The following is a 24,469-nucleotide window of genomic DNA, read 5'->3' as shown; positions in this document are numbered from 1 at the left end:
GGGTCCGTCCGCCTGTGACGGCCGGGCCCGGGACGACTCCGCGCGGACCGCGGACGGGTCGCGGTCCGGGCACGCGCCCGCCTCGGTCCGGCCGGCACCCCGGGAACGGGGCGCCAGCCGGAGAGCGGGCGGGCCCGGGGCCGGTGGCACCGGTCCGCGGAAGTCCACCCGAACCGTCCCGGCTCCGGTGTGCCGCCCGGCCTCCGCGGTCGTGGCCGTCGAGGCGCCGCCCGATCAGACGGGCGCGTCCACCACGGCCCGCCGCCCGGCCGCCGGCCGGGCCTCCTGCCAGGCCAGCCCGACGACCGCCGTGAGCAGGACCACCGTCCCGACCACCGTCGCCGAGGTCAGCCGTTCGTTCAGCGCCGTCACGGCCAGGACCGCAGCGCTCACCGGCTCGAGAAGCATGATCACCGACACCGTGGCGGCGCGGACGACGGCCGCACCCGCGAAGTAGAGCGCGTACGCGAGCGCCGTCGGCACCGCGGCGACGTACACCAGCAGGCCCAGCACCCGCACCGGCTCCGCCGTGTGCGGCAGGAGTCCTTCGACGAGGGCCGCCGGCAGCAGGCCGACGGCGCCGACCACGAAGGTCCACATGGTCGTCGACAGGGGATCGGGACCGTCGCCGTCCCGGCCGAGCCATCGGGTCAGCAGGGTGATGGCCGCGTAGCCCGCGGCCGAGACGACGGCCAGCACCACGCCCGCCGGCCGCACCGTACCGCTCCCGCCGCCGAGGACCAGCACCACGAGCCCGGTCAGCGCGCCGACGACGGCGGCGATCCCACCGCCCCCGAGCCGCTCCCCCATGGTGATCCTCGCGCCGAGCGCGATCAGTACGGGCCCGGCGCCCAGGGTGACGACCGTGCCGACCGCCAGACCCGTCTGCTCGACGGCGGCGAAATAAGCGCTCTGAAAGACCGTCAGGCCGACACCGGTGCCGAGGATGCGCAGCAGCCTGCGACGGCGCGGTTCCGGCCGGGCCACGACGGCGGCGCCGGTCCGCGCCGTCCGGCGCCCGCGCAGCGCGAGTGCGCCCGCGAGCAGCAGCAGTCCGCCGAGACAGCGCCAGAACGACAGGGCGAGCGGGCCCAGATCGCTGACCGCGAAGACCAGTGAGGCGGCCGCCCCGGCGGTCCCCCAGGCCACACCGGCCACGACGAGGTAGAGCAGGCTGCGGCGGACGGGCAGGCCGACGACGGCAGCCGAGGAGGGATTCGACACGTGAGTACTCCGTGCTGGGTGCCCGGGGGATCGCCCCCGGAGGCCCGCCCCTGAAGGGCAGTGGGAATCGCGTCCCACGACGGGCCGGGAAGACAGGGCAGTTGGCCGCTGGACTCCACGCGCGGGCAGCGACGAACCGCCGGGGGGCTTCCACACCCCGGATCCGGTCTTCGTCGGCGGAGAACCGCCCGCGCTACGCGGCGGGCGGCGGAAGGACGGTCGAATGCATGATCGCCATCCTAAGGCCTGTTCCGCAATGCCCGGCGGGCGCACGACGACAGCCACCGCGCCTCGCCGCGTTGGCGGATCGCCCGGATACACCCAGTATGAGGACGACCCTCCGCCTTACGACCCTCCGCCTTGCGATCCACCGCATCTGACGCCGCGCGCTGATCCACCGGTGATGACGGGACAGCCCTCAGACCGCCGCCCGCTCGGCCGCCAAGTCGCCGTCGGCCGCCCCGGCCACGGTGCCGGAACCTCCCGCGACCGGTCCGGATGCGGCCTTCGGCGCCGACGACTGGGCGATGAACGCTCCCACGAGCACCACGGTGCCGCCGAGGATCTGGGGCGCGGAGAGATGCTCGCGGAGCAGGACCCAGGCCAGCACCGTCGCGATCACGGCCTCCAGGCACGCGACGACTCCGGCGACCTGCGGCGAGAGCCTGCGGACGGACACCACGCCGGTGACATAGGCGACGACGGTCGCGATCAGGACGATCCAGCCGAGGAGCAGAGCCGCCGGGACCGTGGTGCCGGCCAGGCCGGCGCCGCCACCGAGCACCTGCCAGTCCATCTCCCACGGGCGGGCGACCACGGTGAGCACGAGCGCGCCGATGAGCAGTCCGTACGCGATGACGCCGAGCGGGTCGGCGGCGTCGTCGCCGTCGGCGCCCTGGTCGGACAGGACGAAGTAGCCGACCTGGCAGCACGCGGCCCCGAGGGCCAGCAGGAGGCCGATCGCGTCGAATCCCAGCCCGGACCAGACCTCGACGACGCAGGCCAGTCCGCCGACCGCGAGGACGACACCGGCGGCGGCGGCACGGGTGACGGGGCGGCGCTGGACGAAGCGGACCCAGGCGAGGACGAGAGCCGGGGCCAGGTACTCGATGAGCAGCGCCACGCCCACGGGAATGCGGGAGATCGCAGCGAAGTAGCACGCCTGGACGCCGGCGACGGCGAGCATTCCGAATCCGGCGAGCAGCGCCGGTTTGCGTATCAGCAGGTCGCGGTGGCGCCAGGCGACGGGAAGCATAACGAGGGCGGCACCGGCCACTCGCAGCCACACCACATGCAGGGGGTCGAGCCCCGCTTCGATGAGCGGCTTGGCCGCCACACCTGAACCACCGAAGGCGAACGCCGAGACCAGGGCGAGTCCCAGCCCGGCGTTCCTTTCCCGAGAAGCGTGCATCGGCACATCATGGCAGCCCGCGTCATGAGCGTCACGTCCGTCACACCTGTTGAGACAGTTCGCCGATCCGGCCCGCCAGCCGCCCGGGGTCGACCCCCGCGTGGGCGAGCACTTCGACGGCCCTGGAGTCCCGGTCGACGGCGAGTTCGGCGAGCAGATCGAGGCCGCCGGCATGCGGCACACCGCGTCCCGCGGCGCGTTCCCGCGCGCGCACCATGGCGGCCGCGGCCGATGGCGACCAGCCCGTCCGACCGGAACCCCGGCCCGCCGGGACCACCGGGGCCGCGCCGGGGCTCTCGACCGTCGCCTGCCAGCGCAGCCCGTATCCGATGCTGCGCTGCACGAGATAGCCGAGGACCCGGGCGACCTGGTCCGGGCCGTCGAAGGCCGCCCGCACCTCGGGTTCGGACTCGAGCAGGGAGTGCAGCATATGGGCCGTGTCGATCAGGTGGTCACCGTCCCTCAGCGCACGCCTGCGCGCACCGGCGACGACAGGGGCCAGTTCCTCGGAGAGTCCGGCGTCGCCCCCGGTGGGGCCGGGGGCAGGCTGCCGGGGTACGCGCGGGACAGGGAAGTGCACGGTCCCACCCCATCAGCGGGAACGATGCCGGTCATCGCCGTACGGGAGCATTCGGGCATCCCACGGAAGGTGGGCACGGCGTGCCGCTCCTCCTCCTTGCGGAGGAGACGCGGCCCTGACGGGGCGGACCGGCGCTCGCTCCCACGTCTGCGGCAGGCGGGCTCGTGGCGGCGGGAGGCGTAGCGCAATGCCCGGCGGTCCGCCCCGGATCTGACGCTTCATCAGTATTGAATGTTGCAGGCCGCACGGCTACGTTCCGCGACACCGGAACCCGAAGGGCGCCGAGCCCGACGAGAAGGGGTGGTCGTATGGCCGAGGTCAGCGCGGACGCACGCATCGGGGCGCCTGCCGGGAAGGTGTGGGCCCAGCTGACGGACTTCGCCTCGTACGGCCGGTGGAACGCCACGCACACGAGCTTCCCGCAGGGCGGCCCTGAGACCCTCGAGACCGGCGCGACCTTCGCCGAGAACATGAAGCTCATGGGCTTCCCCGCGGAGGTCCAGTGGACGGTGGAGGAACTGGAGCCCGAGCGGGTTCTCGCGATCAGAGGCAAGGGACCGATGGGCGTCCTCGTCGGCACCCGCTACACGCTCACCCCGGAGGGGGACGCCACGACCCTGCGCATCGACGGTGAGTTCACGGGTGCCGCCGTCTCGCTGATGGCGGGCAAGCTCAGGGACTCGGCGACGGCCGCGCTCAACGAGTCGCTGCGCAAACTCGGCGGGCTCGTGGGCTGACCGGCCGGCAGGCGTACGAAGGGCTCCGCACGATGCGGAGCCCTTCGCCCAGCCCGGCGCGGCGGCGGCCCCTGCCATCGCGCCCGGCCGGCCGGCCCCGTACGGTCCCGGACCGGTCGGTGCCAGTGGTTTCCGGCACCGGCGCCCGGCCGCTGAACGCCGGACGGGCGCGTGCCGTCAGTCCTCGTCGGCCAGGATCAGGTACAGCTTCTTGCGGGCCTCGCCGATCACCGAGATCGCCTTCTGCCGCTGTTCCGGGGTCCCGGTCTTCCAGACCTGACCGAAGGCCTCCATGAGCCCGAATCCGGCCTGCCGTATCTCGTTCATGGCATCCCAGTCGATCCCGCGGCCGGCCTCCTCCCAGGGCGCGTCGGGGACCGAATCGGCCTCCGTGCGCCCCGTGTCGGTGAGCGTGAACAGCTTCTTGCCACCGTCGCTCTCGCTGGTGATCAGCCCCTCGTCCTCCAGCAGCTGGAGCGTCGGATACACCGAGCCGGGGCTGGGCTTCCAGGCCCCGCCGCTGCGCTCGCCGATCTCCTGGATCATCTCGTACCCGTGCATCGGGCGGTCCTTCAGCAGGACCAGGATCGAGGCGCGCACATCACCGCGGCGCGCCCTCCCCCGGCCGCGGCCGCGGCCGCCGCCCCACGGGGGCCCTCCGAAGCCCGGCCCGAACGGACCGAAGGCGGCGCGACGCCCCTCGTACTCACCCCGACCGTGATGACCGGATCCGCAGTTGCCCTGTCCCGGTCCGGATCCGAAGCCCTGTCCATGTGAACGCATCGCTACGCTCCCTCCATCATCGATCTGTCGCGATGCCTCAACGATATATCGGAACACTTCTCATGACAATCGCCGACCGGTCCAGATCCCCGGGATTGGCCTTGGCCTGCGGCGCCGGCGGCCCCCTACGGTCGGCGCCATGCGGATTCGAATCGTGGACGCCTTCACCGACCGGCCCTTCGCGGGGAACCCCGCCGGGGTCCTGCTGCTCGACACCGACGCCTTCCCCGACGACGACCGGCTCCAGGACGTGGCGAAGGAGATGAACCTCTCCGAGACCGCCTTCGCGCACCCGCTGCCCGCCGGCGGCGAGGCCGACTGGGCACTGCGCTGGTTCACGCCGGTCACCGAGGTGGACATGTGCGGACACGCGACCCTCGCCACGGCCCACGTGCTGCACCGCACCGGCGCCGCGAGCGGCACCGTGCGCTTCGCCGCGCGCTGCGGGATCCTCACCGCGACCCTGCGCGAGGACGGTGCGATCACCCTGGACTTCCCGGTGTCCTCCCTGACCCCGGTGGACGTCCCGGACGGCGTCGCCGAAGCCCTGGGAGCCGCCCCGCTCTCGGCCCTGGACACCTCGGACCACATCGGCGACCTGCTGGTCGAGCTCGCCGACGAGGCGACCGTGCGCGCCCTGCGGCCCGATGTCCGGGCCCTCGCCGCCCACTCTCGGCGCGGGATCATCGCCACCGCGGCGGCCGCGGACCCGGCGAAGGGGTACGACTACGTCTCGCGTTGCTTCTTCCCGAACGTCGGCATCGACGAGGATCCCGTCACCGGCAGCGCCCACACGGCCCTCGCGCCCTTCTGGTCGGCACGGCTGGGGCGCCCGGAGCTGACCGGGCTGCAGGCCTCCGCCCGCTCCGGCCTGGTGCGGACGGCGGTGAGCGGCGACCGCGTCCTGCTCACCGGCGGCGCGGTGACCGTCGTCGACGGCGAACTGCTCTTCGGCCCCTGACCGGTTCGCCGACGGTCACGAGTCCGCCGCGGCGCCGGGCGGCCGGACCCCGGCCCGCAGAAGGGGCGTACGGCACCCGCCGCACGCCCCTCGGCGCCATCAGGCCGGGCATCAAGCCGTGAGCGCCCCCACCGGGCCGGGGGCCCGCGCACCGGGCTGCGGGCGCCGGGCACCGGGCCGCGGGCGCCGCGCGTCAAGCCGTGGGCAGCCAGCCCACCTTGCCCGCCAGCAGTCCGTAGCCCACGAAGGCGACGATGTCGAGGAGGGCGTGGGCGACCACGAGCGGCCCCACCCGGCCCCAGCGGCGGTACAGCAGGACGAAGACCACGCCCATCACCATGTTGCCGACGAAGCCGCCGATCCCCTGGTAGAGGTGGTACGAGCCGCGCAGCACCGAGCTGGCCGCGAGGGCCCCGATCGGGCTCCACCCCAACCGGTCCAGCCGCCGCAGCAGGTACCCGACGACGATCACCTCTTCGACCACGGAGTTCTGCACCGCCGAGAGGATGAGAACCGGGTACTTCCACCAGACGTCCGGAAGCGACTCGGGGACGACGGTGAGATTGGCCCCCGCGGCTCTGACCGCCAGGTAGAACGCCAGCCCCGCACTGCCGATGCCGGCCGCGACCAGCGCGCCGCGCCCGAGGTCGGGCCACGGCCTGGTGCGGTCGAAGCCGATGGCCCTCAGCCCCCCGGCCCCCTCCCTCAGCAGCAGGTGGGCGACGAGGACGACCGGCACCAGCGCCGTCGCGATGCCGAACAGCTGCCAGGCGAGGTCGAGCCACGGCCTGCCCGGCGCGTAGGAGCTGTTGAGGTTCGCGGCCTGGTCCTTGAGCCCCCCGGGCTTCGTCAGCGCCCCGATGAAGCTGATGAGCGACGACGCCGCGCTGGCGCCCAGCGAGAGCGCCAGGACGATCAGGGTCTCGGACCGCAGGATCCCGCGCGGCAATCCCCCTTCGGGCGCCGATCCGGACACCCGTCCCGCCTCCGCCTGCACACTGCCTCCCGTTGCCTCGGTCCCGCCGTCACAGCTTGCCCGACTGCGGGACCGGGGTCGAAGGCGGGACCCGGTGACGGAGCGGTCAGTCCCCCGGCCCGGCGGGCCAGGTGTGCACGGGCTCGTCCGAATGCATCAGCACGCTGTAGCGGCGGGTGACCGCGGCGAGGGCGGCCTGCCGGTCGAGCCCGGCGTCCAGCGCTCGGTGGAAGGCCTCGACCTGCCAGGACGCGCCGTTCACCCGGCGCCTGCACCGCCCCTCGATGACACCCAGATAGAAGTCCCGGTCCGCGGGTTCCACGTTCCACGCGTCCAGCCCCGCCGCCGCCAGCGGCAGGAGCTCGTCCCTCACGAGCTTGACCGCGGGCACCCGGGTGAGCCCCGCGCCCCGGCCCGGGCGGGGCCACTCCAGCTCGGCCTCGATGCCGTGCCGGCAGGCGGTCTCGAAGTTCGCGGCGGCGGTCTCGAACGGCATCCGGGTCCACAACGGTCGCGACTCCTCGGCGAGCGCCCGCACGAGCCCGTAGTAGAAGGCCGCGTTGGCCACGACGTCGGTGACGGTGGGCCCGGCCGGGAGCACCCGGTTCTCGACACGCAGATGGGGCACTCCGTCCGCGAGTCCGTACACGGGCCGGTTCCAGCGGTAGACGGTGCCGTTGTGCAGGACGAGTTCCTGCAGCCGCGGTACGCCGCCGTCGTCGAGCACCCGCAGGGGCTCCTCGTCGTCGCAGATCGGCAGGAGGGCCGGGAAGTACCGCAGGTTCTCCTCGAAGAGCTCGTAGGCGGAGCCCACCCAGCGCTCGCCGAACCAGGTCCTGGGCCGCACGCCCTGGGCCTGGAGCTCGGGCGGCCGGGTGTCCGTGGCCTGCTGGAACAGCGGCGGCCGGGACTCACGCCAGAGCTCCTTGCCGAACAGGAACGGGGAGTTCGCGCCGACGGCGATCTGGACCGCGGCCACGGCCTGGGCGGCGTTCCACACCTGGGCGAACCGGGCCGGCGTCACCTGGAGGTGCAGTTGCACCGACGTGCAGGCCGCCTCCGGGGCGATCGACGACGAAGTGCAGCTCAGGCGCTCCACGCCGTCGATGTCGAGGGTGAAGTCCTCACCGCGAGCGGCGACGATCTGGTCGTTGAGGAGTGCATAGCGGTCGACGTCCGACAGGTTCGCGGAGACCAGATCATTGCCGTTGAGGGTCGGCAGGATTCCGATCATCACGATTCCGGCGTCGACCTCGGCGGCTTTGCGGTGGGCATATCCCAGACCTGTGCGCAGCTCCTCGGCGAGCTGGTCGAGGACCCGGCCGTCCAGCCGGTGCGGCGCAATGTTGACCTCCAGATTGAACATTCCGAGCTCGGTCTGGAAATCACGGCTGGCAATCCGGTCGAGCACCTCGGCATTCATCATCCGGGGCAGGCCGTCGGATCCGGCGAGATTGAGCTCGATCTCCAGCCCCATCAGATTCCTGGGGCGATCGAACCTCTTCTCCGTCAGGAGTCTCCCCAGTCCCGCCAGGCACTGCTGGAGCTTTCTCCGGTACCTTTGCCGATCGGACAGGTCGAACCCGCCTGCCACGATCTTCTCCCCCATCGAAGGGTCCCTCCTCGAGTGGGCAGTCCGCGGCCGGGCTGCTCGTGTCACGGACGATAATGCCCAGACGAAGAGATCCATAACGTCTCGCGCGGGACCGGCCGGCCGCTAGTCTGGACCCGTGTCCGTGCGGCATCCGTGCGGCACATTCCGTAGGCATGGCGCAGTGCGCATTTACCACTTCCCGGCGTGTGGTGAAAAACTCCGACGAGATTCGGCCGTCCACCCGTGGGGTAACACACCAGGTGACGGCGGTGCGTTCACGGATATTCCTCTCGAACTCCGCGAGCCAAAGGCCTGTTTCGGCCTTGACCGCAATGCCGGGGACAGCTAGCAGAAACATTGAGTGAACACACGTCGTATAAACTCGCGCGAACGAGGCAGAAAGTCGGCGCCCGGCCACGGAAATCCGGCCCCCCTCCGGCCCACGCCGACAGAGCCGTCCGCATCTGCCCTCGCATCACCCTGTCTCTTGAGTGAGAGGCGACCCACCATGCCGCTGCACGTCCCCCCGGCTCCCGCGCCCGCCCTGCGCAGCGTCCTCACGGCACTCGGATCCCCCTCCGCAGTCCGTGAGGCGCGCACTCCTGCCCTCCGTTCCGTCCAGGGAGCGGTGACCGCCGAACTCCCGCTTCCCGTCCACGTCCTGGACCAGGTGGTGCCGCAGGGCAGCCGCAGGCCGCGCACCCGACTGGCGGGCTGGCGATTCCTGATCCGCGGCGGCGACCGCGCCATCGCCGCCGCGGACACCATGCTGACCCCCGACGGCTGGGCCTTCTCCCACTTCTTCGAAGGCCCCTACATCGCGTCGACCGAGCGGGCGCTGCAACAGGCCGAGGCCCTCCCGGGCAGTTTCCAGCCGAGGCTGCTGTCCGTGCCCGAGCTGTACATGCTCACGCTGTGGCTGCACGGCAACCGCGAGGCCGATCCGGCGAAGGGCAAGCCGGCCCCCGCCGATCTGCTGGTGCCGCTCGCTCCCGCGCCTCCGGGAATCGCCGCCCACCGGCCGCACCGTGTCGCCGATCTGCTGCCGGTGATGACCCTGCGGGTCACTCCCGTGCCCCTGCTCGGATTCCCCGCCTGACCGGAGCCACCGAACGGCGATGCCCCGTGACACCGTGTCACGGGGCATGTTCATGCCCCTTCCGGACTAGCCCACTAAGGCCAGTACGAACCACCCGAAGGGACGGTGCAGTTGAGCTGAACCGCCCGCCGGGGTGACACGTCATTAACTGGTAGGACGAGCTGCCGTGAAATCCCTGCGGATCGACGCTCGTGGGGCAACACTGGGACCGACGACAGATACGGGGGGCGGCCATGAGCACCGCATCGAGCCGCAGGACACTCACCACATCGCAGCGAAAGAACCCATCCATGTGCCAGCACCAGCCGCCGTGCCCGACAGCAGACTCCGCCGACCGGGAGGCGGCCCGTCTCGTGGCGCACCATCCGGAGCAGGGCTGGAGCCTGCTGTGCAACGGAGTGCTGCTCTTCGAGGACACGGGAGAGCTGCTGCCGGACGGGCAGATCATCGCCCCGCACCGGCCGCTGAGGATCGTGACAGCGGCCTGAGGCCCGCCGCCCGCACGGCGCGGACACCCGCGACCGTCGTGCGGAGCGCCGCTGCGCCCTGTGCACAGAGACGCACCCACGGCACCGACGGCACCGACGAAGAGGGCCGGCCCGGAGAGATCTCCGAGCCGGCCCTGATGCTTTCCGGGTGACCCCGGCAGCGGACTAGCCGTCGTACTCGTCCAGCGGCGGGCAGGAGCAGACCAGGTTCCGGTCACCGAAGGCGCCGTCGATCCGGCGTACCGGCGGCCAGTACTTGTCCGTCGCCAGGACACCGGCCGGGAAGACCGCCTCCTCACGGCTGTACGCGTGCCCCCACTCCCCGCCGAGCACGGCCGCGGTGTGCGGGGCGTTGCGCAGCGGGTTGTCCTCCGCGGGCCACTCACCCGAGGCGACCTTCTCGATCTCCGCACGAATGGCGATCATCGCGTCGCAGAACCGGTCGATCTCGGTCAGGTCCTCGCTCTCGGTGGGCTCGATCATCAGCGTGCCGGCCACCGGGAAGGACATCGTCGGCGCGTGGAACCCGTAGTCGATGAGGCGCTTGGCGATGTCGTCGACGCTCACGCCGGTCGCCTTCGACAGCGGCCGCAGATCGACGATGCACTCGTGCGCGACCAGGCCCGCCGGGCCGGTGTACAGCACCGGGTAGTGCGGTTCGAGGCGCTTGGCGATGTAGTTCGCCGCGAGCACGGCGACCTGGGTGGCGCGCTTGAGGCCCTCGCCGCCCATCAGCCGGACGTACGCCCAGGAGATCGGCAGGATTCCCGCGGAGCCCCACGGGGCGGCCGAGATCGGGCCGACGCCGGTCTCGGGCCCGGCGGTGGGCTGGAGGGGGTGGTTCGGCAGGTACGGGGCGAGGTGCTCGCGGACGCCGACCGGTCCGACGCCCGGGCCGCCGCCACCGTGCGGGATGCAGAAGGTCTTGTGCAGGTTGAGGTGCGAGACGTCGCCGCCGAACTTGCCCGGCTTGGCGAGGCCCACCAGCGCGTTGAGGTTGGCGCCGTCGACGTACACCTGGCCGCCCGCCTCGTGGACCTGGGCGCAGATGTCGGCGACGTGCTCCTCGAACACACCGTGCGTGGACGGATACGTGATCATCAGGACGGACAGCTCGTCGCGGTGCTGCTCGATCTTGGCGCGCAGGTCCGCGACGTCGATCTCGCCGTCGTCCGCGGTCTTCACGACGACGACGTTCATTCCGGCCATCACGGCGCTGGCCGCGTTGGTGCCGTGCGCGGAGGACGGGATGAGGCAGACGGTGCGCTGCTCGTCGCCGTTGGCACGGTGGTAGGCGCGCACCGCGAGCAGACCCGCGAGTTCGCCCTGGGAACCGGCGTTCGGCTGGATGGAGACCTTGTCGTAGCCGGTGACCTCGGCGAGACGCTCCTCCAGCTCGTGGATGAGGGTCAGGTATCCCTCGGCCTGCTCGACGGGGGCGAAGGGGTGGATCTGGCCGAACTCCGGCCAGGTGACCGGCTCCATCTCGGTGGTCGCGTTCAGCTTCATCGTGCAGGAGCCGAGCGGGATCATGCCGCGGTCCAGCGCGTAGTCGCGGTCGGCGAGCCGGCGCAGGTAGCGGAGCATCGCGGTCTCGGAGCGGTGTGCCTGGAAGACCGGGTGCGTGAGGACGTCGTCCGTGCGCAGCAGCGCGGGCGGCAGCGTGTCCTCGACGGTCGCGTCCAGCGCATCGATGTCGCCATCGACGCCGAAGGCGGCCCAGACGGCGGACACCTGGGCGCGCAGCGTGGTCTCGTCGCAGGCGAACGACACGTGGTCGGCGTCGACGAGGTGCAGGTTGACGCCGCCCTCGCGGGCCGCTGCGACGACGTCGGCGGCCCTGCCCGGGACGCGGGCGGTCAGCGTGTCGAAGAAGGTGCCGTGGACGAGCTCGACACCGCCGGCGCGCAGCCCCTCGGCGAGGATCGCGGCGTAGCGGTGGGTGCGGCGGGCGATCGTCCGCAGACCCTCGGGGCCGTGGTAGACGGCGTACATGCCCGCCATGACGGCGAGGAGCACCTGGGCGGTGCAGATGTTGCTGGTGGCCTTCTCGCGGCGGATGTGCTGCTCACGCGTCTGCAGCGCGAGGCGGTACGCCTTGTTGCCGTCCGCGTCGACGGAGACGCCGACCAGCCGTCCGGGCAGGCTGCGGGCGTGCTTCTGCTGGACGGCCATGTAGCCGGCGTGCGGGCCGCCGAAGCCCATGGGGACACCGAACCGCTGGGTGGTGCCGACGGCGATGTCCGCGCCGAGCTCACCGGGCGAGGTCAGCAGGGTCAGCGCGAGCAGATCGGCGGCCACGGTGACGATCGCGCCGAGCTCGTGGGCCTGGTCGATGATCGGCTTGATGTCGCGGACGGCACCGGAGGCTCCCGGGTACTGGACCAGTACGCCGAAGACACCGCGCTCGGCGATCTCCGCGGGGATCCCGCCGCTGAGGTCGGCCACGACGACCTCGACGCCGGTCGGCTCGGCCCGGGTCTCGATCACGGCGATGGTCTGCGGCAGGGCGTCGGCGTCGACCAGGAAGACACCGTCCTTGACCTTGCCTACGCGCCGGGACATCGCCATGGCCTCCGCGGCGGCGGTGCCCTCGTCGAGCAGCGAGGCGCCGGAGGTGGGCAGGCCGGTCAGGTCGGCGACCATGGTCTGGAAGTTGAGCAGCGCCTCCAGACGGCCCTGGGAGATCTCCGGCTGGTACGGCGTGTACGCCGTGTACCAGGCCGGGTTCTCCATCACGTTCCGCAGGATGACCGGCGGCGTGAAGGTGCCGTAGTAGCCCAGGCCGATCATCGGGGCGAGCACCTGGTTGCGGTCGGCGAGGTCGCGCAGCTCGGCGAGCACCTCGGCCTCGGTTCGGGCGCCGGGCAGCCCCAGGGCCTCGGCACTCTTGATCACGTCCGGCACGGCGGCGGCGGTCAGCTCGTCCAGCGAGCCGTAGCCGACCTGCGCCAGCATCTTCGCCTGGGCCTCGGTGTCGGGGCCGATGTGGCGCTGCTCGAAGGGGGTGCCTCGCTCCAGCTGGGAGAGCGGAATGCGGTTGGCGGTCATTGCGGAGGCCTCCTGGTCGTAACGACCTGCGAGGGGCACCACGGCGCGGGTGCCCGGACGGCCTCCCCCTCTGTCATCTCAACCTGAGAGCTTCACCGGAGCACCCGGGGGCGCGCCGGCTTTCACCGTCGGTGAGAGCGGATGCCGTCCGACGCCCGCCCTGCTTTCCAGAGTGACCTCGTCCATGCGGTACAGGGGCCTGAGAGATTCCGGGGAGGATTTGCTCCTTCGGCGGCTCCGGCTTTCGCCGGGGCACTCTCCCGCACGGGGTCAGCAGCCGCTGCCAGCGTACCAGCGCGGCCTCACCTGGGACCTTCGAGTGGACGACGCCCAAGATGTGCACTTTCGTAGTGTTCAGCGAACCCGTGCGACCTGTTGGAGGGACCGTGCAGACCGACATCGATCCGCGCAGCCTGATCGGCCGCAAGGCGTTCGACCGCAACGGCACCAGGATCGGCACCGTGGACGAGGTGTACCTCGACGACGCGACGGGCGTCCCCGAATGGGCGGCCGTACGGACCGGGCTGTTCAGCCGGGACGCGTTCGTACCGCTGGAACCGAGCGAACTCGAGGGCGACGGTCTCCACATACCCTTCGATCGGGCCCTGATCAAGGATGCGCCCGACTTCGGCGTCGGCCGCCACCTCTCGCCCGAGCAGGAACTGCAGCTGTACCACCACTACGGTCTCGACCTGCCCTCACCGCCGCAGAGGCCGGCCACCTCTCCGCCGCCCGGCGACGCGTCGGCGGATCCCGGCTCGGGCTCCGGGTCGGCGGCGGACCGCGACTTCGGGCGGCTGGCGGGCCACGACGACTGATCCTCGGGCGGACGCACCAGCGGCAGCGGATCCGAGGGCTGCAGTCCCGGGTCGTCCACCGCGAACGTCCGCACCCGGCCCGGGACGGCCGACCACGGCTCCTCGAAGCGGACCGTGACCCTCCCGAGCCCGCTGCCCTGCACCCACCCGGCGCCGTAGTCGCCGTGGCGCACGTCCTGGCCGGCCGACCAGCGCCGCTCGGCCTCCGGCCGGGTGTCCCGGCCCTGGGCCTGCTCCATGAGGACCGGCTCCCGGGACGGGTCCGTCTCCTCCCCGTCCTGCCGCTCCCCCGCGGCTGCCTGCGCGAACAGATCCTCCTGCGTGTAGTCGGCGAGGCCGCTCACGCCCACGCCGAGCAGCCGGACCCCGCCCGTGGTGTCCACCGCCTCCAGCAGCCGCGCCGCGGCCTCCCGCACCACGGCGGCATCGTCGGTGGGCCCCCGCAGCGTCTCCGACCTGGTCAGCGTCGAGAAGTCGAACCGCCGCACCTTCAGCACGATCGTGCGCCCCGAGTGTCCGGAGGCCCGCAGCCGGCGCACACAGCGGTCGGCCAGCCGCTCCACCTCCATCCGGATGCGGACCCTGTCGTGCAGATCCACGTCGAAGGTGTCCTCGACCGACACGGACTTCGCGTCCCGCTCGGCGACCACCGGCCGGTCGTCGTGGCCGATCGCCATCCGGAAGACCGCTCCCCCGTGGGCCCGCCCCAGCAGCCGTACGAGTTCGTCCTCCCCCGCCGCGGCCAGATCCGCCACGGTCGTCATCCCGGCCCGCCGCAGATGCTCCCCCGTCGCCGGTCCCACGCCCGGCAGCGTCCGCACCGGCAACGGCCCCAGCAGTTCCCGCTCCGTGCCGGGCTCTATGAGCACCAGGCCGTCTGGCTTCGCCTGCTCGGAGGCGATCTTCGCCAGCATCTTGGAGCCCGCCAGCCCCACCGACCCCGTCAGCCCCGTGGTCCTCAGAATGTCCCTGCGCAGTCGCTCACCGGCCTCCCGGGCCGAGCGCGAGTCATCGGCCGTCCCGCCCGCCTCCAGGTCCACGAACGCCTCGTCCAGGCTCAGCGGCTCCACCAGTGGCGAGAGCGCGCCCAGCAGCTCCATCACCTGGTCGCTGACCGACCGGTAGAGCGCGAAGCGCGGCACCAGATACGCGGCGTTCGGGCACAGTCTGCGCGCCTGCGCCATCGGCATCGCCGAGTGCACACCGAACCGTCTCGCCTCGTACGAGGCGGTGGCGACCACTCCGCGCGGCCCCAGACCGCCGACGACCACCGGCTTCCCGCGCAGACTCGGCTTCGCCGCCTGCTCCGCTGCGGCGAAGAACGCATCCATGTCGAGATGCAGGATCGTGGGCGCGGGTCTCACAGCTCCGATGCTGCCCTACGGCACTGACAATCGCCCGTACGCGCGTACGAGCCGGCCCGGGGTTCGTCCCCGGCCCGGGGGGTTCAGCCGGCGCGCTCGCGGCGGCGCCTGGCCAGCTCGTCACCCGGGTCGTGGCCGATCAGCGTCTCACCGGTGTCGATGCGCTCACCGTGCAGTTGCGAAAGCGCCGCCTCGACGTCCCGCCACACCACTCCGACGGCGATCCCGAACACGCCCTGCCCGCCCTGGAGGAGATCCACGACCTCGTCCGGCGAGGAGCACTCGTACACGGTCGCGCCGTCGCTCATCAGCGTCATCCGCTCCAGGTCCGCGAAGCCACGGGCCCGCAGATGCTGCACCGCGGCGCGGATGTTCTGCAGGGCCACACCCGTGTCCAGGAAACGCTTGACGATCTTGAGGACGACCACGTCCCGGAAGCTGTAGAGCCGCTGGGTGCCCGATCCGTAGGCCGGCCGGACACTCGGTTCGACCAGGCCGGTGCGCGCCCAGTAGTCGAGCTGGCGATACGTGATGCCGGCCGCCGCGCAGGCGGTCGGTCCCCGGTAGCCCACGGTCTCGGGGGTCACGTCGGCCTGTGCACTGTCGTGAAGCGGATACGGCACGCCCTCGGCGGGACCGCGCCCGTGAGAACCCGCTGCCGTACCGTCGCCGCTGCTTCTCACGCCGACCTCCGTCCTTGACCTGCCCTCTCGACGGTAGGGAGTCACCCGGGGTGCGTCAACGATCGCCACACTCGGCACGCCGAGTGATAATCACCCTGAGAGTGGTTTCGCGTGCCCTGTTTCCGGGAAAACGTGGCCGGATGCCCGGGTGGCGCATCGTTTCGCCTCGGCCTCGCCCGCACGCCTGCCGCAACGAGGCTCCTTCGCGGGGATCGCGGTGCCCGGCCGACGGATCACTGACTGCTGGAGCCGAAGTCCTCCGGCGAGATCTGGTCGAGGAACTCGCGGAACTTCTCGACTTCGTCCTCCTGCTCGTCGGGGATCGCGATGCCCGCGTCGTCCAGAACGCCGTCGCTGCCGTAGATCGGCGTACCGGTGCGCAGCGCAAGCGCTATGGCGTCCGACGGCCTGGCGCTCACCTCCACGCCGCTGGCGAAGACCAGCTCCGCGTAGAAAACGCCCTCCCGCAGGTCCGTGATCCGCACCTCGGTGAGCTCCTGGCCGACGGCCTCCAGCACGTCCTTGAACAGGTCGTGGGTCAGCGGCCTGGCCGGCGCCATCCCCTGCTGCGCGAAGGCGATCGCGGTCGCCTCACCCGGTCCGATCCAGATGGGGAGGTACCGATCGCCTCCCACTTCGCGCAGGAGCACGATCGGCTGGTTGGAGGGCATTTCCACCCGGACACCCACAACGTCGAGCTCGTTCACACAGCAACCCTAGGACGTGCCCGGCAGGTTTGGGTAGTCGGGCTCCCCCAAGATCGGTGCAAGCCGCCCCCGGACTCAGGGGAGGCGCACCCCGAGTGCCGTCTGGACCAGCGCCGAGTGCAGCCTGACGGAGAGCGCCGCCAGCTCCTTCGTGGTCGCCTCCGCATGAGCTCTGGTCTGCGGATTGCGGTGCCGCCGCAGCGGGGCGACCACTTGTTCGACCAGGCCCGCCTCGCGGTCCGCAGCCGCCTTCATCGCCCGCAAATGCCGCGGTTCCAGACCGAACCTGCCCAGGTCGGCGATCAGTTTGGCCACCGTCACGGACTCGGCGTCATAGGAGGAGTCCGCCGAAGGAGTGATCAGACCGTAGGACTCCCACTCGTCGAGCTCCTCCTCGGTCACCTCCGCGGCGGCCAGCAGTTCCGCCCGCCCGACCCGGGCCGCCGTCGGCCCCTCGGCGGGGAACCCGTCCGCCCCGCCGGCTTCCGCCGGTCCGCCCTGGGAGGGCAGCGGGGGCCGCTCGCCCCGGGCCAGTGCGTCGAGGTGCTCACGGATGACCTTCAGCGGCAGATAGTGGTCCCGCTGCATGCGGAGCACCTGCGCGAGCCGCTCGACGTCCTCCGGGCTGAACTTGCGGTAGCCGGACGGCGTGCGCTGTGGTTCGACGAGCCCCTCGGACTCCAGGAACCGGATCTTGGAGATCGTGACCTCGGGAAACTCGTCGCGGAGCTGGTTCAGCACCGAGCCGATGCTGACCAGCCGGTCGCCACCGGCGGTGCCGTGGCCGGCACCGCCCGTCGGAGTTCGCCGCATGGACGTCCCTGAGGTCACAAGCCCCGCTGGTTCGCGTAGAAGACCAGCCGGTACTTGCCGATCTGAACTTCATCACCGTTCGCCAGGACGACCGAGTCGATCGGCTCGCGATTGACGTACGTGCCGTTGAGGCTGCCGACATCGGTGACGGTGAAGGTGCCGTCGGCCGCCCTGCGGAACTCCACATGACGGCGGGAGACGGTGAAGTCGTCGAGGAAGATGTCGCTCTGGGGGTGGCGGCCCGCCGTGGTCAGCTCACTGTCCAGGAGGAAGCGGCTGCCCGAGTTCGGCCCGCGACGCACCACCAGCAGGGCGGAGCCGAGCGGCAGTGCCTCGACGGCGGCCTGGGCCTCGGGCGAGAGCGACGGGATCGGCGTCTGGCCCGTGGCCTCCGCCTCATAGGCCTCGATCCCCGAGATGGAGATCGTCGAGGTCGTCTCCGAAGCACGCTCCGCCGGAGCCCCGGACCGCAGGGGCGCACCGCAGTTGGAACAGAAGCGGCTGGTCTCGGCATTGCGGTTGCCGCATCGCGTACACACCGGCATGGACGGGTCCTCCTGCCGCGGCTGCCCCGCGGGGGCATGGGATGCATACGGGTCGGGCGTAAACCCTCCACCCGCACTTGAGGTTGACGGTTCCCCGAAACCTATGCGGCCGGGACCGGCAGGGTCAACAGCAGACGCGCCCTGACCGCCGGGAATGTCACCACCGGCGACCTCGTCCCGGAAGAGCGGGCGCTCCCCACCCTGCTCCGCCTCCTGGCCATGGCGCGGTGCGCGATGACGGGCGGTGCCGCTGTCCTCGCGTGCGCTCTTGCCGAACAACTTCCCAAACAACTTCACGGGCGATTCCCCTTGACCGAAACAGACCCGCCCGTGGGGCAGGAACCCTGAATGAACACACCTGCCGACCCGGACATCCTCACAACGTCCGTACCCTCCGGACAGTTTCCACCACGCAGCACTCTTACGATGCGCCGACCCCCCGCAACCCCTTGTCCATCTCCGGCCTCCCTCACACGCCCTTGTCTCACTGGGAGGACGACCGAGCGTAGTCAGGCCGTTCCACGGGTCGCAAGGCATCCACGACGATCTTCTCCGACCGGGCCACCGTGGCGGTGGCCTGCTCCTTCTCCAGGGTCTGCACCACGCCGCCGGGAATGTTCAGCGCCGGTTCGAGGTCCTGCGGCTTGCCGATGACCTTGAAGCGGTACGGAGCGTCGATCTTCTTGCCGTCGACCTCGATGGCCCCGCCGACGTCGGAGAAGTAGGAGTCCGCGACGACCCTCACCCCGTTGACCTGGATCGCCTCGGCCCCCGCGGCCCGGAGCTCCTGGATCGCGTCGAGCAGCATGTCCGACTCGACCGCGCCGGCCCCGTCGCCGATGGTCAGCGTGATACCGGGGCCCTGTGCGGCCACGGTACCGGCGAGGATGCCCAGCTGCCGCTCCTTTTCCTGTGTCTGCTTGCGCGCCTCTTCGGCCTGATCCGAGCTGGTCTCCAGTTCGGTCCGCTGGTCCTCGAGGCGCTGCTTCTCATCTTCCAGACGCTTGGTGCGGTCATCCAGTTCATCGAGGATGCGCACGAGATCTTCCTGGCGCGCGCCGCGCAGGGCGCTGTTGTCGCTCGTCGACTGGACCTGGATGGCCAGACCGAGCCCGAGGACGAACAGCAGGAGGGCCACGATGAGTTGGGCGCGCGAGAAGCGGGGAGGCCACAGTCCGGCCGCCAGTCGCTGCCGACCGGTCAGATGAGGGCCGTCGCCGGCCGGTGTCGCTTCCCCGGCCTCTTCATCCGCGGGAGAGTCCGGGGTGCGGGCGGCGGAGCGGTTCGCGCCATCGCTCCCGTCGGCACCGGCGCCGGCGGGAGCGGCGCCGTCGGTCGTGGGAGCGGCGGACGCCGCGCCGGCCTTCCCGGCTTCCTCGGGCGCCGCCCGGACCGGGGCGGGAAGCGGGCCCGGCCCGACGGGCGCGGTGGGGACGCTCCGCTCCGGCAGCGGTGCTTCGGGCCGGCGGGGCGGCGCGACCTCGGGCGTCCGCCCGCCGGTCGTCCTCGGCGTCCCGTCCTGGGGGTCGGGCGTTTCACGCAGGGTCTTGTCGTTGTCGCTCATCGGCCTCACGCCCGGAACACATGGCGGCGGATCGCGGCCGCGTTGGAGAAGATCCGGATGCCGAGCACGACCACCACCCCCGTGGACAGCTGCGCGCCGACGCCCAGCTTGTCGCCGAGGAAGACGATCAGTGCGGCCACGACGACGTTCGACAGGAACGAGACCACGAAGACCTTGTCGACGAAGATCCCGTCGAGCATGGCGCGCAGGCCGCCGAACACCGCGTCGAGGGCCGCGACGACGGCGATCGGAAGGTAGGGCTCGACCACCGCCGGCACCTCGGGGCGGAGCAACAATCCCGCCACGACTCCCAAGACGAGGCCCAGTACGGCGATCACGATGTGCCCTTCCCTGTCTCTGCCGTGCCCTGACCGGCGGGCGTGCCACCGGCGGTCCTCGGCTCTGCGGTACGTACGATCAGGCTGGGTGCGGCCGGGAGACGCACCTTCTCCTGGGCGGAGATGCTGCTCCGGATCCCGAAATTCTCCTGCAGCGCGTGGAGGTACTGGCCGTCCGCGCTGTCCTGGAAGGCGGTGCTCAGCTTCTTCCCGTCCCCGACCGCGAGCACCGTGTACGGCGGCACCAGCGGCTTGTTGTCGACGAGTATCGCGTCACCGGCGGCCCTGATCGCGGACAGGGCGGTCAGCCTCTGCCCGTTGATCGCCACGGCCTCCGCGCCGGACTCCCAGAGCCCGTTGACGACGCGCTGCATGTCACGGTCGCGGACCCGGCCGGTGTCGGAGAAGCTGCTGCTCTCCCGCGGACCGCCGCCGTCCGCCTCGCTGTCCTCGGCGTCGTCGACGACGAGCTTGACCCCCTGGCCGGTCACCTCGGTCGCGCCGGAGAGCAGCGCCACGAGGTCCCCCTGGTGTCCGCCCTGCTGCTGGAGCGCCTTGCGCTGCCGCTCACCGACCTCCTCGCGGAGCCGGTCGACGTTCTTCTCCAGCTCGTCCGCGGCCGCGGTCTCTGCCTCGATGCGGTCGATGAGCTCTTCGCGTTCCTTCGCGACGACGGGTGCCGATATCCGCGCCTGCGCAGCCCCGAGTGTGACGACCAGAGCCGCCAGCACCAGCCCGGCCGCGAGCCACAGCTTGGCCCTGAGTGTCTGGGGCCGGGGCCCGCCCTCCGACTCCCTCCGCGCCGTGGCCTCCGCGTAGCCGTCGTCGAGGCTGTGGTCCATGACGTTGTTCAGCAGCGACATGGAGGCATCGGGGCGCGGCGGCGGTGAGGCGGTCCTCGGGACGGGGGGCTGCTGCGGCATGCCGCACATCGTCGCACGTCGCAACCGCTACCGCCGAATGGCCCCGGGGTTGTGCCGGGATGCGGACCGTCCCGCATCCCGGCACATGGTCGTCAGACCCCCGGCACCCTCACTCCTTCGCGGCGTCACCTGCACTTTCCACGACCGTGGACCACTCGCCCAGGAGTGCCTGGGCGGACGCGTCGTCGGGACCCTCGGCCCACAGATGGGTGACGGCCTCGGACGGGTCGGGCAGGACGAGAACCCAGCGGCCGTCCGCTTCCACCACGCGGACACCGTCGGTGGTGTCCACGAAGCGGTCGCCGGCGGCCTCGACGACCCGGCGCATCACGAGCCCCTTGACCGCCCAGGGCGTCGCGATGTCCTTGCGGAGCACATGGGCCCGTGGGATGCGGGCGTCGATCTGGCTCAGCGTGAGCTGGGTGCGGGCGACCAGGCCGAGAAGCCGCACGAACGCCGCCGGGCCGTCGAAGACGCTGCTGAACTCCGGAATGATGAAGCCACCGCGGCCGTCCCCGCCGAAGATGGTGGACTCTTCCCGGCCGACCCTGGTCAGGTCGTCCGGGGACGTGGTGGTCCACTCCACCTGAGTGCCGTGGTAGGCGGCGACCTGCTCGGCGATACGGGTCGTGGTCACGGGCAACGCGACCTTCCCGCTGCGGCGTTCTGCGGCCACGAGGTCCAGCATGACGAGCAGCGCCCGGTCGTCCTCCACGATCCGGCCCCGCTCGTCGACGAGCGACAGCCGCTCGCCGACGGGGTCGAAGCGCACGCCGAAGGCGGCGTGCGCGGAGGCCACGATCTCGCCCAGCCGCTTCAGGCCCTGCCTGCGCTGCTCCAGCGTCTCGGTCGGCCGCGACTCGTCGAGCCCGGGGTTGATCGTCAGCGCGTCCACGCCGAGCCTGCCGAGGAGGCTCGGGAGCACGAGGCCGGCACTGCCGTTGGACGCGTCGATGACGACCTTGAGCCCGGCCTCCGCGATACCGCTGGTGTCGACGTTGCGCAGCAGCGATCCCGTGTACGAGTCGTAGATGCTCGCCGGGAAGAAGAGGTCTCCGATCTCGCCGGGAAACGCGCGACGGTACTCCTGACGTGCGTATACACGGTCGAGCTTCCGCTGACCGCCCTGCGACAGGTCCGCGCCGCGTTCGTCGAAGAACATGATGTCGACCGAGTCGGGGACACCCGGCGAGGTGCGGATCATGATGCCGCCGGCGCTGCCTCGGGCCGTCTGCTGCCGGGCGACCGGCAGCGGCACGTTCTCCAGGTCCCGAACGTCGATGGCACTGGCCTGGAGTGCGGAGATCACCGCGCGTTTCAGTGCTCGCGCGCCTCGGGAGTGGTCACGGGCCGTGGTGACGGTAGCGCCCTTCTTCAGGGTGGTCGCGTACGCCCCCGCGAGCCGCACGGCGAGTTCCGGCGTGATCTCGACGTTGAGGATTCCCGATACGCCCCGGGCCCCGAAGAGTTGCGCCTGACCTCGCGATTCCCAGATCACCGAGGTGTTGACGAACGCGCCGGCCTCGATGGTCTTGAACGGATAGACCCGCACGTTGCCCTGGACGATCGACTCCTCGCCGATCAGGCACTCGTCACCGATGACGGCCCCGTCCTCGATCCGCACGGCGCGCATGATGTCGGTGTTCTTGCCGATGACGCAGCCGCGCAGATTGCTGTGCGGTCCGATGTAGACGTTGTCGTGAATGACGGCCCGGTGCAGGAACGCACCTGATTTCACGACCACATTGGACCCGACCACGGTGTGTTCGCGGATCTCGACGTCCGCTTCGACCTTGGCGTAGTCGCCGACATAGAGCGGGCCTCGCAGCACGGCGTCCGGATGGACCTCCGCGCCCTCCGCCACCCAGACGCCGGGCGAGATCTCGAAGCCGTCGATCTCCACGTCGACCTTGCCCTCGAGAACGTCGGCCTGGGCCTTCACATAGCTCTCGTGGGTGCCGACGTCCTCCCAGTAGCCCTCGGCGATGTAGCCGTAGATCGGCTTGCCTTCCTTCATCAGCTGCGGGAAGACATCACCGGACCAGTCCACGGAGACATCGGGCTCGACGTAGTCGAAGACCTCCGGCTCCATGACGTAGATGCCCGTGTTCACGGTGTCGGAGAAGACCTGGCCCCAGGTCGGCTTCTCCAGGAACCTCTCGACCTTGCCCTGTTCGTCCACGATCGTGATGCCGAATTCAAGAGGATTCGGCACCCGGGTCAGGCACACGGTGACCAGTGCGCCTTTCTCCTTGTGGAACCGGATGAGGTCCGTGAGGTCGAAGTCGGTGAGCGCGTCGCCGGAAATGACGAGGAATGCGTCGTCCTTGAGCGCCTCTTCTGCGTTCTTCACGCTACCCGCGGTACCGAGTGGCTTTTCCTCGTGCGCGTAGGTGAGTTCCATCCCTAGCTCTTCACCGTCGCCGAAGTAGTTCTTGACGAGGGAAGCGAGGAACTGGACGGTCACGACCGTCTCATTGAGCCCGTGCCGCTTGAGCAGGCGCAGCACATGCTCCATGATCGGCCTGTTGACCACCGGCAGCAGTGGCTTGGGCATGCTCGAGGTCATGGGGCGAAGTCGTGTTCCTTCGCCACCAGCCATCACGACGGCCTTCATGTCGGAAGCGTCCTCCTTGAAGAGACGACGGTCCAGCCGACTTCACCCGTCCGGGCAGGCCCTCTCCAGTTCTCATGCGGACCGGTGGGACTCTGCACAGCTACGTGCATACGGCTCAATCGGCCACGGCGTCAGCCTTGACGAGTCGGCGGACCTGGACCACATAGAGGATCCCTGCCCACCAATACAGAGTTGTACCCCATCCTGCGAACGCCCATCCGAAAACTTCGGCGAGTGACGCAAGCCACCCGTTTCCGTCGCTGAGCAGCAGGAGCGGGAACGCATACATCAAGTTGAAGGTAGCCGCCTTGCCCAGAAAGTTCACCTGGGGAGGCGGATAGCCGTGCCGGCGCAGGATTCCCACCATCACGAGGAGCATCAGGTCCCGCGCCAAAAGTGCCGCGGTCAACCAAAGCGGCAGGATCCCCCGCCAGGTGAGGCCCACGATGGTGGAAAGGATGTAGAGACGGTCGGCGGCGGGGTCGAGGATCCGGCCGAGGCTGCTGATCTGGTTCCATCGCCGGGCGAGCTTCCCGTCGAGGTAGTCGCTGACGCCGCTCAGGGCGAGGACGAGCAGGGCCCACCCGTCCGCCTTCGGGCCGCCGAACTCGGGCAGGAGGATCAGCCACAGGAACAGCGGTACGCCGAGCAGGCGAGCCATGCTGAGGATGTTGGGGATGGTGAGTACCCGGTCGGTCTGAACGCGGGTCTCCTGGACCTCCACCCGGGGGCCTCCTGTGCCGAACGTACCAACGATGCTCCCTGACCCTACCTTCAGCCTGGTGGAGCGGGTACACAGGGGTGGCGTCGATCATGCCGCATAAACTGCGCACAACGCGGGAAAGCCCCGGACCAATGGTCCGGGGCTTTCCCTGAAAAATTGTTCGGCGGTGTCCTACTCTCCCACAGGGTCCCCCCTGCAGTACCATCGGCGCTGAAAGGCTTAGCTTCCGGGTTCGGAATGTAACCGGGCGTTTCCCTAACGCTATGACCACCGAAACACTATGAAGATGTCGAACCAGCCGACCACACGGTGGTCTCGGCATGTTCGTTACTTCAGAACTAACACAGTGGACGCGAGCAACTGAGGACAAGCCCTCGGCCTATTAGTACCGGTCAACTCCACCAGTCACCTGGCTTCCATATCCGGCCTATCAACCCAGTCGTCTACTGGGAGCCTTACCCCATCAAGT

General features: G+C 70.7%; 21 protein-coding genes, 2 rRNA genes, 1 pseudogene and 1 riboswitch. Of the genes and pseudogenes, 5 read left to right on the top strand and 19 right to left on the bottom strand.

Features of this window, described 5'->3' with window-relative positions; translation table 11 throughout:
- Window positions 1-234 precede the first annotated feature (234 nt).
- From BLT82_RS13455 to BLT82_RS13445, 3 genes are all read right to left on the bottom strand, one after another.
- The gene (locus BLT82_RS13455) at window positions 235-1,224 is read right to left on the bottom strand and encodes a DMT family transporter (RefSeq protein ID WP_093654328.1); all 990 of its coding nucleotides are present in this window, start codon (window positions 1,222-1,224) and stop codon (window positions 235-237) included.
- A 418-nt stretch (window positions 1,225-1,642) separates the two neighbouring features.
- Window positions 1,643-2,635: an EamA family transporter gene (locus BLT82_RS13450; RefSeq protein ID WP_093654326.1), complete on the bottom strand. Its 993-nt coding sequence runs from the start codon at window positions 2,633-2,635 to the stop codon at window positions 1,643-1,645.
- 40 nt (window positions 2,636-2,675) lie between these two features.
- A complete protein-coding gene (locus tag BLT82_RS13445; RefSeq protein ID WP_093654324.1) occupies window positions 2,676-3,215 on the bottom strand; it encodes a Clp protease N-terminal domain-containing protein in 540 nt (179 codons plus the stop codon).
- 308 nt (window positions 3,216-3,523) lie between these two features.
- Between BLT82_RS13445 and BLT82_RS13440 the strand changes: the two genes are divergently transcribed.
- Window positions 3,524-3,952 carry a type II toxin-antitoxin system Rv0910 family toxin gene (locus BLT82_RS13440; protein WP_093654322.1) on the top strand — a complete coding sequence of 143 codons (429 nt, stop codon included), beginning with the start codon at window positions 3,524-3,526 and terminating at the stop codon, window positions 3,950-3,952.
- 177 nt (window positions 3,953-4,129) lie between these two features.
- Here BLT82_RS13440 and BLT82_RS13435 read toward each other — a convergent pair whose 3' ends face one another.
- The gene (locus BLT82_RS13435; RefSeq protein WP_093654320.1) at window positions 4,130-4,735 is read right to left on the bottom strand and encodes a PadR family transcriptional regulator; all 606 of its coding nucleotides are present in this window, start codon (window positions 4,733-4,735) and stop codon (window positions 4,130-4,132) included.
- Window positions 4,736-4,874: 139 nt separating this feature from the next.
- Here BLT82_RS13435 and BLT82_RS13430 point away from each other — a divergent pair, with 139 nt between their 5' ends.
- Window positions 4,875-5,696: a PhzF family phenazine biosynthesis protein gene (locus BLT82_RS13430; RefSeq protein ID WP_093654318.1), complete on the top strand. Its 822-nt coding sequence runs from the start codon at window positions 4,875-4,877 to the stop codon at window positions 5,694-5,696.
- 193 nt (window positions 5,697-5,889) lie between these two features.
- Here the strand turns inward: BLT82_RS13430 and BLT82_RS13425 are convergent, their stop codons facing one another.
- Both BLT82_RS13425 and BLT82_RS13420 read right to left on the bottom strand, forming a co-directional pair.
- Window positions 5,890-6,693, bottom strand: a complete 804-nt coding sequence (locus tag BLT82_RS13425; protein WP_093654316.1) for a CPBP family intramembrane glutamic endopeptidase — start codon at window positions 6,691-6,693, stop codon at window positions 5,890-5,892.
- Between the two features lie 85 nt (window positions 6,694-6,778).
- On the bottom strand, window positions 6,779-8,281 hold the full coding sequence (locus tag BLT82_RS13420; RefSeq protein WP_093654314.1) for a glutamate-cysteine ligase family protein: 1,503 nt from the start codon (window positions 8,279-8,281) through the stop codon (window positions 6,779-6,781).
- A 493-nt stretch (window positions 8,282-8,774) separates the two neighbouring features.
- On the opposite strand from BLT82_RS13420, the gene BLT82_RS13415 reads away from it, so the two are divergent.
- On the top strand, window positions 8,775-9,365 hold the full coding sequence (locus BLT82_RS13415) for a hypothetical protein (RefSeq protein WP_093654312.1): 591 nt from the start codon (window positions 8,775-8,777) through the stop codon (window positions 9,363-9,365).
- A 290-nt stretch (window positions 9,366-9,655) separates the two neighbouring features.
- The gene (locus tag BLT82_RS13410; RefSeq protein ID WP_093654310.1) at window positions 9,656-9,853 is read left to right on the top strand and encodes a DUF5999 family protein; all 198 of its coding nucleotides are present in this window, start codon (window positions 9,656-9,658) and stop codon (window positions 9,851-9,853) included.
- Window positions 9,854-10,018: 165 nt separating this feature from the next.
- Here the strand turns inward: BLT82_RS13410 and gcvP are convergent, their stop codons facing one another.
- Window positions 10,019-12,904, bottom strand: a complete 2,886-nt coding sequence (gcvP, locus tag BLT82_RS13405) for an aminomethyl-transferring glycine dehydrogenase (RefSeq protein WP_093654308.1) — start codon at window positions 12,902-12,904, stop codon at window positions 10,019-10,021.
- A 177-nt stretch (window positions 12,905-13,081) separates the two neighbouring features.
- Window positions 13,082-13,177, bottom strand: a riboswitch (glycine riboswitch).
- Window positions 13,178-13,239: 62 nt separating this feature from the next.
- Between gcvP and BLT82_RS38810 the strand changes: the two are divergent.
- Window positions 13,240-13,449 (top strand): annotated as a pseudogene (locus BLT82_RS38810) (PRC-barrel domain-containing protein); the annotation flags it as partial.
- 134 nt (window positions 13,450-13,583) lie between these two features.
- Here the strand turns inward: BLT82_RS38810 and BLT82_RS13395 are convergent.
- From BLT82_RS13395 to BLT82_RS13340, 12 genes are all read right to left on the bottom strand, one after another.
- The gene (locus BLT82_RS13395) at window positions 13,584-15,086 is read right to left on the bottom strand and encodes a DNA polymerase IV (protein WP_093654305.1); all 1,503 of its coding nucleotides are present in this window, start codon (window positions 15,084-15,086) and stop codon (window positions 13,584-13,586) included.
- Window positions 15,087-15,169: 83 nt separating this feature from the next.
- Complete coding sequence (locus BLT82_RS13390) at window positions 15,170-15,769, bottom strand: MerR family transcriptional regulator (protein ID WP_093654303.1); 600 nt, start codon at window positions 15,767-15,769, stop codon at window positions 15,170-15,172.
- A gap of 233 nt (window positions 15,770-16,002) precedes the next feature.
- Window positions 16,003-16,476 (bottom strand): bifunctional nuclease family protein, encoded by a 474-nt coding sequence (locus tag BLT82_RS13385; RefSeq protein ID WP_026281837.1) that lies wholly within the window; start codon window positions 16,474-16,476, stop codon window positions 16,003-16,005.
- Between the two features lie 75 nt (window positions 16,477-16,551).
- A complete protein-coding gene (gene ftsR / locus BLT82_RS13380; protein ID WP_093654301.1) occupies window positions 16,552-17,289 on the bottom strand; it encodes a transcriptional regulator FtsR in 738 nt (245 codons plus the stop codon).
- A 14-nt stretch (window positions 17,290-17,303) separates the two neighbouring features.
- Window positions 17,304-18,236, bottom strand: coding sequence for an FHA domain-containing protein (locus BLT82_RS13375; protein ID WP_208867897.1), 933 nt, complete (start codon window positions 18,234-18,236; stop codon window positions 17,304-17,306).
- 82 nt (window positions 18,237-18,318) lie between these two features.
- Complete coding sequence (locus tag BLT82_RS13370) at window positions 18,319-19,398, bottom strand: DUF881 domain-containing protein (protein ID WP_342029409.1); 1,080 nt, start codon at window positions 19,396-19,398, stop codon at window positions 18,319-18,321.
- A gap of 5 nt (window positions 19,399-19,403) precedes the next feature.
- The gene (locus BLT82_RS13365; RefSeq protein WP_017948521.1) at window positions 19,404-19,736 is read right to left on the bottom strand and encodes a small basic family protein; all 333 of its coding nucleotides are present in this window, start codon (window positions 19,734-19,736) and stop codon (window positions 19,404-19,406) included.
- Window positions 19,733-20,659 carry a DUF881 domain-containing protein gene (locus BLT82_RS13360; protein WP_093654297.1) on the bottom strand — a complete coding sequence of 309 codons (927 nt, stop codon included), beginning with the start codon at window positions 20,657-20,659 and terminating at the stop codon, window positions 19,733-19,735. The genes BLT82_RS13365 and BLT82_RS13360 overlap by 4 nt, the downstream gene beginning before the upstream one ends.
- 109 nt (window positions 20,660-20,768) lie before the next feature.
- Window positions 20,769-23,276: a mannose-1-phosphate guanyltransferase gene (locus tag BLT82_RS13355; protein ID WP_093654295.1), complete on the bottom strand. Its 2,508-nt coding sequence runs from the start codon at window positions 23,274-23,276 to the stop codon at window positions 20,769-20,771.
- Window positions 23,277-23,391: 115 nt separating this feature from the next.
- On the bottom strand, window positions 23,392-24,000 hold the full coding sequence (locus BLT82_RS13350; RefSeq protein WP_093654293.1) for a cardiolipin synthase ClsA: 609 nt from the start codon (window positions 23,998-24,000) through the stop codon (window positions 23,392-23,394).
- A gap of 158 nt (window positions 24,001-24,158) precedes the next feature.
- A 5S ribosomal RNA gene (rrf, locus tag BLT82_RS13345) occupies window positions 24,159-24,275 on the bottom strand.
- Window positions 24,276-24,362: 87 nt separating this feature from the next.
- Window positions 24,363-24,469, bottom strand: a 23S ribosomal RNA gene (locus tag BLT82_RS13340); the annotation flags it as partial.

The sequence above is a fragment of the Streptomyces wuyuanensis genome (assembly GCF_900103455.1).
Taxonomy (GTDB): Bacteria; Actinomycetota; Actinomycetes; order Streptomycetales; family Streptomycetaceae; genus Streptomyces; species Streptomyces wuyuanensis.
Note: the sequence above shows the minus strand (reverse complement) of the source record. Positions and strands in the feature narration are given on the sequence as shown.

Coding starts and splice junctions, on each gene's coding strand:
- BLT82_RS13450 (WP_093654326.1), bottom strand. CDS start 2,635: ATGCACGCTTCTCGGGAAAGGAACGCCGGGCTGGGACTCGCCCTGGTC.
- BLT82_RS13440 (WP_093654322.1), top strand. CDS start 3,524: ATGGCCGAGGTCAGCGCGGACGCACGCATCGGGGCGCCTGCCGGGAAG.
- BLT82_RS13435 (WP_093654320.1), bottom strand. CDS start 4,735: ATGCGTTCACATGGACAGGGCTTCGGATCCGGACCGGGACAGGGCAAC.
- BLT82_RS13430 (WP_093654318.1), top strand. CDS start 4,875: ATGCGGATTCGAATCGTGGACGCCTTCACCGACCGGCCCTTCGCGGGG.
- BLT82_RS13420 (WP_093654314.1), bottom strand. CDS start 8,281: ATGGGGGAGAAGATCGTGGCAGGCGGGTTCGACCTGTCCGATCGGCAA.
- BLT82_RS13415 (WP_093654312.1), top strand. CDS start 8,775: ATGCCGCTGCACGTCCCCCCGGCTCCCGCGCCCGCCCTGCGCAGCGTC.
- BLT82_RS13410 (WP_093654310.1), top strand. CDS start 9,656: ATGTGCCAGCACCAGCCGCCGTGCCCGACAGCAGACTCCGCCGACCGG.
- gcvP (WP_093654308.1), bottom strand. CDS start 12,904: ATGACCGCCAACCGCATTCCGCTCTCCCAGCTGGAGCGAGGCACCCCC.
- ftsR (WP_093654301.1), bottom strand. CDS start 17,289: ATGCGGCGAACTCCGACGGGCGGTGCCGGCCACGGCACCGCCGGTGGC.
- BLT82_RS13370 (WP_342029409.1), bottom strand. CDS start 19,398: ATGAGCGACAACGACAAGACCCTGCGTGAAACGCCCGACCCCCAGGAC.
- BLT82_RS13360 (WP_093654297.1), bottom strand. CDS start 20,659: ATGCCGCAGCAGCCCCCCGTCCCGAGGACCGCCTCACCGCCGCCGCGC.
- BLT82_RS13355 (WP_093654295.1), bottom strand. CDS start 23,276: ATGAAGGCCGTCGTGATGGCTGGTGGCGAAGGAACACGACTTCGCCCC.